This window comes from Flavobacteriaceae bacterium (assembly GCA_003443635.1).
In the GTDB taxonomy this organism is placed as follows: Bacteria; Bacteroidota; Bacteroidia; order Flavobacteriales; family Flavobacteriaceae; genus AU392.
Genome location: CP031964.1, coordinates 383694 through 397563, shown reverse-complemented (window position 1 = coordinate 397563; position 13870 = coordinate 383694). Strand labels below are relative to the sequence as shown.

Here is a 13870-nt window from a genome sequence, read left to right as displayed (position 1 = left end):
AATTTTATAACAATCAGAATATTCATAAAAATAATGTCAAATATTTTCATACATTTATTATTAATATTTTTAATAAAAACTATTTTCTATAGTTTTATTTTCCACTATTAAAATAGATCCCTACATTTTTATTAATAGTATTTTAATTATTGTAAAGCTTTACAATAACAAATTATATCTAGTCTAGTAAATCATACTAATTTAAAATTTAAGTTAAGATGAAAACTCTAAAATTAATAACCTTATGTATGCTTTTGTTAAGCACTTCTTGTAATGATGACGACGATAATGTAGCTCCTGTAGACCGCCTACCACCAGCCACACAAACCGGCGAAGGTACCTTTGCCTGCCTTATTAATGGCGAAGTGTTTAGACCCGACAGGTTTGGGCAAGGCGTACCGCGAGCATTTTACCAAAATGTAAATTTTGCATTTACTCTTGGTATCTCTGCATCTTCGGGTGGCGGAGAAGAAACAAAGTTTTTCAATTTAGGAGGATTAGATGTAAATGCTTTAGAAGAAACAACTTATGATTTAGTAGAATTTGAATCTGGCAACTTTTTTGTACAATATACATTAGGGGGAGGGTTCGTCCTGAGAACAGAAACAAATTCTATAAACCCAGGCAGATTAACCATTACCAATTTTGATCCAGACAATTTTATCATCTCTGGCACTTTTGAGTTTACTGTATTGGACGATGAAGGCAATGAAATTAGAATAACAGAAGGACGTTTTGACCTTAGATATACAACTTAAAATAAAAACCTATGAAAACTCTAAAATTAATAACCTTATGTATGCTTTTGTTAAGCGCTTCCTGTAAAGATGACGACGATAATGTAGCTCCTGTAGACCAGCTCCCACCACCCACACAAACCGGCGAAGGCACCTTTGCCTGTTTAATTAATGGCGAAGTGTTTACACCCGATAGATTTGGACAAGGTGTACCACGTGCATTTTACCAAAATGTGAATTTTGCATTTACATTAAGCATTTCAGCGTCGCAAAGGGGTGATGTACCTATAATGCGTTCAATTAATTTTGGTGGGATTGATGTGAACCCTATAGAAGAAGGGCAAACCTATGAGTTAATAGAATTTGCTTCTGGTAATTTTTTTGCAGAATATAGGTTAGGAGGAGGGCTTTTTTTAAATACCTCTCCCAATCCTTCCAGCCCAGGCAGGTTAACGATTACCAATTTTGATCCCGAAAACTTTATCATTTCTGGTACTTTTGAATTTACAGTATTGGACGATGAGGGCAATGAAATTAGAATCACCGAAGGGCGTTTCGACCTAAGATATACCACTTAAAACTTAATAAAAAAAACAGAACCGCTTTGCTGCAACAAAACGGTTCTTAAAATGCTAAACATAAAAAATAATGTCTAACACAAACAATGTTCAAAATTATGAAATCTTTTTACAATGTAACTCCTTTAACTAGAATCAAAAAAAATAGCAATCAGTTATTAAAACATAACTATAAATTTAAATTACTTGTTGTATTCTTTTTGTTTATTAACTTTTATTTGGTAGGACAAACCGTTAATACAACCTTAGCCACAGAGATAGAGGATAGGTTTAGTCTTCTCGAAAAAAACAGAATTCCACATAATATCTTATTGGATTATGGTATTGAGTTTATAGACATTAGCAAATACGATGGGGTATTACGTAACGATAATCATACCAGTAAGTCGATGTATCTCGAAACCTATAATACCATAGTATCGTCTTGTACTGTATTGGGTACACCGGGCATAGTGGCACCTATTGCAGAAAATGATGAGTGGCAAACATTGCAAAAACAACAAAACGATACCAATAAAGGAAGCGCTACAGCTCCGCTTATTTTAAGTGGCTTATATTTTAATTACTCTAAAATTAGAAGTGATGCCTTAGCAACAAATAAAATACAAATAGTATCTGGTGGAGGAGGTTTTCCTATCGAAGATGATGAGTTTCCAGATTTAAACGACCCTAGTTTTCCCATTATAATAGGAGGTGGAATAAGCAGGTATGACGATAAATATATTTTTGGGCAATGGCAAAACCCTTACGAAACTAAAACGGTATTTGCCATTACTACACCTACACAAACCATACATCGTTCCAGTGTTTCAGTATCCTTACCAACCACACTATGGCATACCAATGCCAGTATTACCAATATTGAAGTCGATTTAGGGAACGGTACAGGTTATAAAACCCTTAATAATGGTGCATCTGCAAATGCAACTTATACTAGTGCTGGCACATACATCTGGACCTATCGGGTACGATTAAGTAATGGGCAGTATAAATACAGCCGTCAAAACATTAATATTACAGCATCGCAATCTCAAGTTTTACAAAGTATTCAAGGTGCCAACTCAACTTGTGGTGTACAATTGCAAAATATTATAGCTACACGTGCCTTTTCCGGGCAATTAGGCACGGCGACATTACAGATTGCATATAGCAATAACCAATGCGAATTGCGTAAGCCTTTAATTGTGGCAGAAGGTTTTGATACTGAACTAATGGCAGATAGGGGGCGTATAGGAGATACGGATATTCAAACCTTTTTCAATAGTGTAAATAATTCAGGAGGTGATCAATTAAGAAACCTAATCACCAACAATACAACAGAAGCTTATGATATTGTATATGTTAACTGGGATAATGGTACCGATTTTATACAACGCAATGCCTTTGTATTACAGGCGGTTATAAATTGGGTAAATGCCAATAAAGTAACTAACACTCCTAACGTGGTATTGGGGCAAAGTATGGGAGGTTTGGTCGCGCGTTATGCCCTACGGGATATGGAAAATCGTAGTGAGTCTCACGACACGGGTTTGTATATAAGTCACGATGCGCCACATCAAGGGGCTAATGTGCCTATTGGTGCTTTGTATATGTCGCGACATCTTGTAGATCAAGTTATAGGCACTCCACTTAACTTTGTAATAGATCTAGCTTCCGGGGGTATGAGTGCAAATACAATTAGAGATTTGTTAGATGCACCAGCAACCAGGCAATTATTAATAAATAATGTAAACAGTAATTTTGCAGTAGACAACTCACTCCATAATGCATGGCAAAACGAACTCAGAACATTGGGGTACCCACAACAAACCAGAAATATAGCAATTAGTAATGCCAGCCACTGTGCAGCACCTCAAGAAATCTCTGCAGGCGAGCGCTTGTTTACTTTAGATGGATTTGGAAGAACGAGTTTTTTAGGAGGTTTGGCATTATCGTTTACTGGGCTTGGCGCTTTCGCGGCAATTTTAACTTCTGTATTGTTTGACGAAGCTGGGTTTTTAATTGGTATCCTTCCAGGAGGGAGTCGTTTTAATTTAGATTTTAGAATTAATGCTTACCCCAGTAGTGGCACAAATCAATCTTATTTTGGAAAAATTAGTATAAGAAAAACACTTTTGTTTTTAATCCCTATAAATATTACCATTACTGAACGTTCATTTAATTCGCCATCGAATACGTTACCCTTCGATTCATTTCCTGGGGGAGTAAATACAGCTTTACAGGATTTTGAAAACATTGATGTTTTTGAAAGTGGTATTTTAGGGCGTCTTGGACTAACAGTAGATTTAAACCCAAATTTCGATTTTATTCCAGCAGCGAGTGCTTTAGATGTTGGAAGTAATTCTACAGCACTTAATGGTAATGATTATAATGAGATATATACAGCAGCAAACCCACCAACAGGAAATAAGGCAATTCCTTTTGATAATTTTACAACATCTTTTAATACCTCTACAATTAACGAAAGGCATATTACTTTTAACAGATTAAATGGCGATTGGCTGGCAGAAGAATTGGACACAGATCCTACAATCGAAGTTTTTGATTGTAGTTTTATATGCTCTAATACTGGGATATCTGGACCAGACGAAGTTTGTAATAATGCATCATTCTCGGTAGCAAATGGGGCATCATTTTATAATTGGGTTATAACAGAAGGAAGCTCTATAGCTACTATTTCTGGGAATGGAACGCCAAATATTACATTAAACCAAACAGGTTCTAATGCAGGTTATGTAACCTTATCTCTTGTTTTTGGAGATAATGGTGCTAAATGCGGAAACATAGCGGTTACTAAACGAGTGTTTGTAGGACAGCGATTTGTTGATAATATAAGTTTTGCAAATGGTATAGGAGAAGAAGGTTATTTTTGCACAAGTCATAATGGAAATACCTATGATATTTACCCTAAAATAGCCAATGTTAATTATCAATATCGTTTATTAAGATTTCCAAGTTTAAATGTAGTTTACACCTCATCTCCTTTTGTTTCAGATTCAGGGGAAATTACTTTTATTCCTTCTCCTGGGTATTATGTATTTGAAGCCAGAATAACAAACTCTTGTGGGACTTCAGATTGGTTTGGGTTTGAAGTAGAATATTTAGATTGTAGTGTTGGAGGTGGTTTTGGTGATGAAGAAGGTTTTGATTTTGCAGTATTTCCTAATCCAGGGTCATTTGAGTTTAACATTGCAGAAATTGATGGTGAAAGTAATAATATAACAAATACACAAAGCATAAATACATTAAATGTTTCTAGTATTCAAAATACAAGCTTTAGTATAAATACAAACGGAAGTGATAATAAAAAGAATAACAAAAAAGAAACTAAAGATATTACTCAAATAAAAATTTACGATTTTACAGGAAATGTAATAAAACAGAAGCAGACTGGTAATTTAAAGAACGTGAATATACAAAATCTCAAAGATGGTATTTACTTTTTGCAAATCATTACTGGTGATACTGAAGAAATTCATCGAGTAATTGTAAAAAAATAAAAAATCTTATTCTATAAAACTTCAAAACCACTTGATTTCGATTAGGTGGTTTTTGTTTTTATAGCATTACCTTTGCTTTGTATATGAAACAGACTTATAAAAAAACGGAAAAGCTAAAGAGTAAAAAACTCATTGATAAGCTATTTTCTGAAGGAGAGTTCGTTTCTGTATACCCTCTCCGTTTAGTCTATAAATCTATTTCTTTTGAAGATCCTGTTATAGCAAAAACAGGGGTTTCTGTTTCAAAAAGAAATTTTAAAACTGCAGTAGATAGAAATCATATTAAACGATTGTTAAGAGAAGCATATCGGCTTAACAAAGCCTCATATTTTAACAACATTACAACACAGTATGCGTTTATGATTTTGTACATTGGAAAAGAAAAATTTGAGTTTCATCAAATCGAATCAAAAATGAAATTATTGTTTGAGAAATTTTCTAAAAAAGAAGCTCAAACAAAAAACATATTATAGAATGAAAAAATTAATTAAAAAAAGAGTTATAATTCCTGTTTTGGCAATTACAATTCTTTTCACAGGAACTGCTTTTAAAACTGATTTTTTTGAAATAGCAAAGCAAATAGAAATTTTCACAACCTTATTTAAGGAGTTAAATATGAATTATGTGGATGAAACTAATCCTGGAGATTTAATGGATACAGCTATTAAAAATATGCTTAAAGATCTTGATCCATATACTACATTTTTAAATGAACAAGATGTTGAAGCTGCACGAATTAATAACACTGGAGATTATACAGGTATTGGCGCTAATGTAAAAACACTTAAGGATAAATTAGTAATTATTGAACCTTATAAAGATTACCCTGCTGATAAAGCAGGCCTAAAAGCTGGTGATGAAATTATTAAAGTAGAAAATATTGTAATTGCAGATTTTAAAGATAATGCAGGCGATTTATTACGAGGTTCAGCTGGATCTAAAGTAAATGTTACTTATTTAAGACAAGGAAAAACAAATACAGCAACCATAACAAGAGAAGAAGTTGAGGTAAAAGCGGTACCTCTTTTTGATATGGTAGATGATAAAACAGGTTATATTGCTCTATCTCGATTTAATAACAAGGCTTCAAAAGAAACAGCAGATGCTTTAAAAGAATTAAAAGCTGGTGGTGCAGAACGTATTATTTTAGATTTAAGAGGTAACCCTGGAGGTTTATTAATAGAAGCGATAAATATTGTAAATTTATTTGTTCCTAAAGGCGAGTTGGTTGTTACTACAAAATCTAAAGTTCAAAAATATAATAGAGCGTATCGCACAACAAAAGAGCCTATAGATACTCAAATTCCTTTAGTTGTTGTAATTGATGGCGGAAGTGCTTCTGCTAGTGAAATTGTTTCAGGGTCATTACAAGATTTAGATCGTGCAGTTATTATTGGTTCTCGTAGTTTTGGTAAAGGGCTCGTACAACGTCCTAAACCATTAACATATGGAACACAATTAAAAATTACTATCTCGAGATATTACACACCTTCAGGGCGTTGTATTCAAGCATTAGATTACTGGAATCGTGACGAAGATGGTAATGCTGTACTCACAAAACAAGAAAATTACAACGAATTTAAAACTAAAAATGGACGTTCTGTTTTTGATGGAGGAGGCGTAAATCCTGATGTAGAAATAGAGCTTTCTAAACCTACTACCATAACTAAAGCTGTAGAAAAAGACAACTATATTTTTAACTACGCAACTAATTATTTTTATAATAACACGGTTTCAGATATTAATACTTTTAAATTTTCTGATTCTGACTTTAATAAATTCAAATCCTATTTAAAATCTAACAACTTTGCTTTTGAAACTAAAACTGAAAAAGCCATTGACGCTGCAATGTTAGTTGCATCTGAAGAAGAGTTAATAGACGAACTCTCTAGTGATTATAATAAACTTATCTCTAGTATTAACTCTTTAAAGAATAAAGCCATTGATGCTAATAAAGAACAATTAAAGCGTTTAATAGAAAGTGAAATTATTAAACGTTATTTCTACAGAGAAGGATTGTATCAATACTACTTATCTAACAATGAGGAGATAAATACAGCAAAAGCCATTTTAGCTAATCCTAAAAGATATAGAGGATATTTAAATTAATAGTAAAACTATTCTCTTTTTAAGAGTTTTTAAAATTTGTTATCTTTATAGGTAATTATACCTTTTAAAGATGAAAAATAGCCCCTTTATTTTATTCTTTTTCATTCATGTTTTTATATTTTCTCAAAATAAAATAAAACATGATGTCTATTTTGACACCGATAGTTATAGTGTTAAAGAGACTGAACAAAATAGATTAATGATCTTTATAGATAGTATAAAATCTATTGATGCAGGAAAGATTTCAATTTTTGGGTTTTGTGATGATAGAGGCAGCAATTCGTATAATTTAAAACTATCTAATCAACGTGCAAACACTATTAAACGATTATTTATTAAAAATGAAATAGATTCCACTATAATCACCAATGTAGATGGAAAAGGAGAATTATTACTTAAAATTATAAATACAAATAATACTGATTTAGTACGTGGATTAAATAGAAAAGTTGAGATTCTAGTTACTCTCAAACCCAAAGTGGAAATTCCTGAACTTGTTGTCGTTAAAAAAAAAGTTAATGAAACTGTTGAGGTTTTAAAAAAAGAGCTTCATGTTGGTGATAAAATTACTTTAAAAAATATTTTATTTAAAAATGGGTTTAGTACTATTTTAGATGAATCTAGAGAAACACTTCAAGAAATAGCGCAAATCTTAGTAGAGCGAGAAAATATATATTTTACAATACAAGGCCATGTTTGTTGTACATATAGAACAAGAGATGCTGTGGATGCTAAAACAAAAAAAAGAAATTTATCACTCGCTAGAGCTCAATTTATTTACGATTATTTAGCTGAAAAAGGTGTGAAGAGAAATCGTATGAAGTTTGAAGGTTTAAAGAGAAAGTTTCCTTTAGGTGGTGATCCAAAACTTGACAGACGAGTTGAGATAAAAATCACTCATATTGCAGAACAAGATTAATTTAATTGCATTAAAATATGCGGAATCCCATCTTCTAAATACTCCTCTCCTGTTTCAATAAAACCTAAATTATTATAAAATTGCTTTAAATATACTTGAGCAGACAGTTTTATAATCGTTTCATTATAAAAATCATGAATAGCTTTTATAGACGCTTTCATAATATCATATCCATATTTATGAGTACGTTCAGAATTTAAAACTACTACTCTACCTATGCTTGCATTATCAAAATAATCTCCCGATTTAAAAAGTCGTGTATAAGCAACTATTTTATCATTTTTCTTACCAATAACATGTAGTGCTTTTTTATCTTTTCCATCAATATCAAGATATACGCAGTCTTGTTCTACTACAAATACATCACTACGTAATTGTAATAAATCATATAATTCTGTAGTTGTTAATTCTTGAAAAGTTTTAGTCTCTATAGTAATCATAAATACTAAAAGGTGATTAACATGATAATGCTATTTTATCGACACGATTTTGATGACGACCACCTTCAAATTCAGTTTCTAAAAAAACATCTACCATTTGTATAACTTGTTGTATAGCTGTGTAACGTGCAGGAATACAAATAACGTTAGCATTATTATGCTGTCTAGTAAGTTCGGTAATTTCTTTAGTCCAACAAATCCCAGCACGTACACCTTGATGTTTATTAGCAGTCATTGCTACACCATTGGCACTTCCGCAAATTAAAATTCCAAAATCTACTTTTTCATTATCAATATCATTTGCAACAGGATGCACAAAATCTGGGTAATCTACACTATCACTTGCATCTGTACCATAATTATTAATTGTATAACCTTTAGCTTCTAAATGTTTAATAATAGCGAATTTATAATCTGTTCCAGCGTGATCGTTACCTATTGAAATTTTCATATTTTATGAGTACTTTTATTATATGCAAATTTACAAATATTTATCACTGTGAATTACTATCTTAATTAAATGTTGATATCTATTCTCTCTTTTTTAAAACTATTTTTTGTTATTAATTAAAAAAGTCATAATCCAAAATGAGATTTTAATAACCTAAAAAAAATAAAAAAAAAAGTTGATGAGTTATTAAATATAAAATGATAGTTGTAAACACTAAAACTGGCAATATTTTATTCAAATAATTTTGTTAGTTGATAAAATAAAGGATTGTTAATAATGTATATTAAAATTTTAAATATGAATGATTTAATACACTTATAACTTGTTTATATCTATTCTTTAAATAGAAGATAAATAAATTTCAAAGCAAAACATAATAAAGTTATACTAACAATTAACAAGCTATTATAATCATCATTATTTTTTAAATTTTAAAAGAAAAGAAATATGATATCTATATAAATGTGGATAAGTTAAGTTTGAGAAAAAAGCTTGGTTTAAAAATAAGTATTTACTTACTTTGTTTTTAACCAACAACTTTTTAAAATGAAAAGAGCTATATTTTTACTATTATTCCCTTTATTAACATTTTCTCAAATTCAAATAGGTGATGATATTAATGGAGATAACATAGGTGATTTATTTGGAAATAAAACAGCAATATCATCTGATGGTACTATAATTGCAATAGGCGCACCTGGTTTTGATATTAATCCTACTATGCCTGGATACGTTCGTATTTTAGAAAATCAATCAGGAATTTGGAATCAAATAGGTAATGATATTAATGGAGATAATGTAGGCGATTTATTTGGAAATAGCATAAGTTTATCTGCTAATGGCAATATAATTGCAATTGGTGCAGATGAAAGTGATAAAGGATATGTAAGGATCTTTCAATATGATAATGTAAATGATATTTGGAATCAAATAGGAAGTGATATTAATGGACAAGAATCGGGAGATACTTTTGGGAATTCTGTTAGTTTATCTGATGATGGAACCATATTAGCTATTGGTAGTATTAATAGTGACAATGGAAGTTTAACTGAAATTGACTTTGGAAGAGTTCAAGTTTATGAAAATCAATTAGGAGTCTGGACTCAAATCGGTCAAAATTTAGATGGAACTGACGAACTTGATTTATTTGGAGAAAGTGTATCATTATCTTCAGATGGTAGTATAGTAGCAATAGGAGCAGATATAGGTAATTTAGATGACTCTGGTTATGTACGTATTTATAAATTTAATACATCTACAGACTTATGGGAACAAATAGGTGATGATATTGATGGAGAAGCTGCTGATGATTTTTCAGGCTTTAGTATAAGTTTATCTGCTGATGGTAATATAATTGCAATTGGAGCTGGTGATAATGATGGAGTGAATGGTATAGATTCTGGTCATGTAAGAGTCTATGAAAATCAATTAGATACTTGGATTCAAATTGGGCAAGATATAGATGGAGAAGCAGCAGATGATTTATCTGGAGAAAGTGTTGATTTATCTGCTAATGGTAATGTGATTGCTATAGGCTCTTTTTTTAATAGTGATGGAGGTTTAGATTCAGGTCACGTAAGAATTTATGAATTTAATATATCTACAAATTTATGGGAACAAATAGGTAATGATATTAATGGAGAAGCTGCTGATGATTTTTCAGGAACTGTGAGTTTGTCTTCAGATGGAACTACTTTGATAATAGGATCTGAAGGAAATAATGGAGATGTAGGCTATGCTAGAGTTTTTGATTTATCTACTACTTTATCAATAAATGATTTTGAATTAGAAAACTTTGTGATGTATCCTAACCCAACATCAGATATTATAAATATTGAATTAAATCAAGGTTCTATCTTAGAAAAAGTAAATATTTATAATACTCTTGGTCAAATGCTACAAACTCAAACTATAAATAGAGTTGATTTAAGTAAATTAACTTCTGGTAATTATTATGTAGAAGTAATTACTGATAAAGGAAAAACTACAAAACAAATTATTGTAGATTAAAAAACAATTTATCTATTCATAGCATAATTTGTAGCTCGTCCTAACTCTTCTAAATAACGATGTATAACCTTAATTACTTTAGATAATTTTTTAACTATTTTTTTCATAACGTTTTTTGTTTACTATATATATAACAGATAAACTATAGAAAGCCCTACCTTTTATATAATTTTAATATATGACGTGTAATCTATTATTGAATTACATAATTAACATTTGATTATCAATAGATTAAGTTTATTTTATACGTTAATTAGATTAAAACAAGAATAAATCGATAAACTGTTTTAATGAAGATTGAAATCAATAACATAAGCAAAACATTCATTTAATATTAAAAGTGTAGCTTTGCACTAATCTTAAAAGATTGATTTAAAAGAATTCATCCTATTTTAAATCCACTTCCTATGAATTTTAGTTCGACCGAACATTTAAAAAATCAATACATTTTAAGAAGAATTAATAAATAAGTTTTCATCATGATGAAAACAAGAAGAAATAAATGACAAGAAAGAAAAAAAAGAAATCATCTAACAAGATTTCTAACTTAACAAATACAATTCTAAGTATTTTAAAAAAAGATAGAAACCAAACCTTCAACTACAAACAAATAGCAGCAAAATTAGGAGTTAATGATGCCAGTAGTCGCAATCAAATTATAAAAACGCTACACAAATTAGCTGCTAAACAAGAAATTGAACAAGTAGATCGTGGTAAATTTAAAGCCATAATAACTTCAGAATATTTTACTGGTATTTTTGATGCCTCAGCTAGAGGGTCTGGCTATGTAATTACAGATGCGTTTGAAGATGATATTTTTATAGCTTCAAATAATACAAACAAAGCTCTAAATGGAGATGAAGTAGAATTATATGTTTATAAACGACGTAAACAAGGTAAGCTTGAAGGTGAAATAACAAATATTATAAAACGAGCAAAAAATGATTATGTAGGTGTCATTCAAATTCATAAAAATTATGCATTTGTGATTGCAGATAGTCATAAAATGCATACAGATATTTTTGTACCGCTAAATAAAATAAATAAAGCAGAAGAAGGTGATAAAGTATTAGTAAGCCTTGACGATTGGCCAGAAAAAGCAGATTCTCCATTTGGTAAAGTGCTGAAAGTTTTAGGAAAACCAGGAGAACATAATACAGAAATTCATTCTATACTTGCTGAATATGGATTACCTTATGAATTTCCTCATGAAGTAGAAGAGTATGCAAATAAACTAGATACATCAATACAAGAAGAAGAAATTAAAAAGCGTCGTGATATGCGTAACGTATTAACGTTTACAATCGATCCTAAGGATGCTAAAGACTTTGATGATGCATTATCCTTTCAAGTTCTTGAAAATGGAAATTATGAGATTGGAATTCATATTGCAGATGTATCACATTATGTCCAAGAAGGAACTATTTTAGATGATGAAGCTTATGAACGTGCTACATCGGTGTATTTAGTAGATCGTGTAGTACCTATGCTTCCAGAAGTACTCTCAAACAATGCTTGTTCATTACGACCACATGAAGAAAAATATACATTTTCAGCCGTATTTGAAATTAATGATAAAGCACAAATAAAAAATCAGTGGTTTGGACGTACAGTAACGTATAGTGATGCGCGTTTTGCTTATGAAGAAGCACAAGCTATTATTGAAAATAAAAGTAATGACATTCCAGCAGGTGTATCTTTAACAGGAAAGGCATATAAAACAGATCAAGCAATTGCAAATGCTACTTTAAAACTTGATGAACTCGCTAAAATTATGCGAAAACAACGTATGGGAGAAGGCGCTATTTCTTTCGATAAAGTAGAAGTTAAATTTAATTTAGATGAAACAGCAAATCCAATAGGTGTATATTTTAAAACATCTAAAGATGCTAATAAGCTAATTGAAGAGTTTATGTTGTTAGCTAATAAAAAAGTAGCAGAATTTATAGGAAAACAAAATCCTAAAAAAACATTTGTATATCGAGTTCATGACGAGCCAGATGATCAAAAGTTGGCAGCATTACAAAATATAGTAGGACGTTTTGGATATAAGCTAGACTTTAGAGATCGAAAAAGTACAACACAATCTTTAAATAGTTTGCTAAAAGAAGTTAATGGTAAAAAAGAGCAAAATTTAGTTGATACACTTGCTATTCGTACCATGAGTAAAGCTGAATATACAACTAATAATATTGGGCATTATGGATTAGCTTTTGATTATTATAGCCATTTTACATCGCCTATTCGACGTTATCCTGATGTGATGGCACATCGTTTATTACAATATTATTTAGATGGAGGTAAATCTGCCAATGAAGAAGTTTTTGAAGAACGCTGTTCTCATTCATCTAATATGGAAAATTTGGCTACAAAAGCCGAAAGAGATTCTATAAAATATATGCAGATTAAATTCATGCAAGATCATAAAGATGAAGAATTTAAAGGAGTTATATCTGGAGTGACAGACTGGGGAATCTATGTTGAAATTATTACAAATAAATGTGAAGGTATGGTTAGGATTAGAGATATAAAAGATGATTATTATACTTTTGATCAAGATGAATATGCTTTAATAGGTCAAGAAACTAAGAATATGTATCAATTAGGAGATGAGGTTATTGTTAAAGTTAAACAAACTGATTTAGTGAAAAAACACTTAGATTTTCATTTAATAGGAAAATCAGAAAATTAAAGAAGAATGCCGTCGTAAGATTTTAATAAAAAATAAAGTTGTAACAATCTGTTTATATATGATAGAGATATTTTAATTTTAGGGTTCAAAACAAATCGATATTAAAAATATGATATTAACGACAACAAATTCTATAGAAGGATATAAAATACAAGATTATTTAGGAATTGTAACTGGGGTTTCTGTTAATAATAGAAAAGCATCATTTACTTTTAAGCTTGATAAGTACTATGATTCTTTAGGAACTAGTATTAATGAAATAAAAGAAGAAGCATTTCAAAAACTAACAGAAAATGCTAAAAAAATGAATGCTAATGCTATTGTAGGAATCAAGATAGATATAGAGCCGATAGCAAATTCAACTGCACTAATTATCTCAGTTACAGGAACAGCTGTAAAAGTAGCTTAATACAACAATAAATAAAAAAAGGAAT

The 13870-nt window shown here is 30.5% G+C and carries 11 protein-coding genes; 9 read left to right on the top strand and 2 right to left on the bottom strand.

The genetic code is table 11. The features are described 5' to 3' along the window. Positions 1-218 precede the first annotated feature (218 nt). The 6 genes from D1817_01775 (at position 219) to D1817_01750 (ending at position 7843) form a co-directional block, all read left to right on the top strand. Positions 219-758, top strand: coding sequence for a hypothetical protein (locus D1817_01775; GenBank protein ID AXT18638.1), 540 nt, complete (start codon positions 219-221; stop codon positions 756-758). A gap of 11 nt (positions 759-769) precedes the next feature. Beyond that, positions 770-1315: a hypothetical protein gene (locus D1817_01770; protein AXT18637.1), complete on the top strand. Its 546-nt coding sequence runs from the start codon at positions 770-772 to the stop codon at positions 1313-1315. A gap of 86 nt (positions 1316-1401) precedes the next feature. Then, positions 1402-4815 carry a T9SS C-terminal target domain-containing protein gene (locus tag D1817_01765; GenBank protein AXT18636.1) on the top strand — a complete coding sequence of 1138 codons (3414 nt, stop codon included), beginning with the start codon at positions 1402-1404 and terminating at the stop codon, positions 4813-4815. A gap of 83 nt (positions 4816-4898) precedes the next feature. After that, positions 4899-5288 carry a ribonuclease P protein component gene (rnpA, locus tag D1817_01760; protein ID AXT18635.1) on the top strand — a complete coding sequence of 130 codons (390 nt, stop codon included), beginning with the start codon at positions 4899-4901 and terminating at the stop codon, positions 5286-5288. A 1-nt stretch (position 5289) separates the two neighbouring features. Beyond that, positions 5290-6924, top strand: a complete 1635-nt coding sequence (locus tag D1817_01755; GenBank protein AXT18634.1) for a S41 family peptidase — start codon at positions 5290-5292, stop codon at positions 6922-6924. Between the two features lie 70 nt (positions 6925-6994). Then, positions 6995-7843: an OmpA family protein gene (locus D1817_01750; protein ID AXT18633.1), complete on the top strand. Its 849-nt coding sequence runs from the start codon at positions 6995-6997 to the stop codon at positions 7841-7843. Here D1817_01750 and D1817_01745 read toward each other — a convergent pair. Then, complete coding sequence (locus tag D1817_01745) at positions 7840-8283, bottom strand: GNAT family N-acetyltransferase (protein AXT18632.1); 444 nt, start codon at positions 8281-8283, stop codon at positions 7840-7842. The genes D1817_01750 and D1817_01745 overlap by 4 nt on opposite strands. Positions 8284-8299: 16 nt before the next feature. Further along, entirely contained in the window at positions 8300-8734 is a 435-nt protein-coding gene (gene rpiB / locus D1817_01740) for a ribose 5-phosphate isomerase B (protein ID AXT18631.1), read from the bottom strand. 546 nt (positions 8735-9280) lie between these two features. Here rpiB and D1817_01735 point away from each other — a divergent pair. The 3 genes from D1817_01735 to D1817_01725 all read left to right on the top strand — a co-directional run bounded on the left by D1817_01735 (position 9281) and on the right by D1817_01725 (position 13845). Continuing rightward, positions 9281-10744 (top strand): T9SS C-terminal target domain-containing protein, encoded by a 1464-nt coding sequence (locus D1817_01735; protein ID AXT18630.1) that lies wholly within the window; start codon positions 9281-9283, stop codon positions 10742-10744. Positions 10745-11246: 502 nt separating this feature from the next. After that, complete coding sequence (gene rnr, locus D1817_01730; GenBank protein AXT18629.1) at positions 11247-13436, top strand: ribonuclease R; 2190 nt, start codon at positions 11247-11249, stop codon at positions 13434-13436. 109 nt (positions 13437-13545) lie between these two features. Beyond that, positions 13546-13845, top strand: a complete 300-nt coding sequence (locus tag D1817_01725; GenBank protein AXT18628.1) for a YbjQ family protein — start codon at positions 13546-13548, stop codon at positions 13843-13845. The last annotated feature ends 25 nt before the right edge of the window (positions 13846-13870 follow it).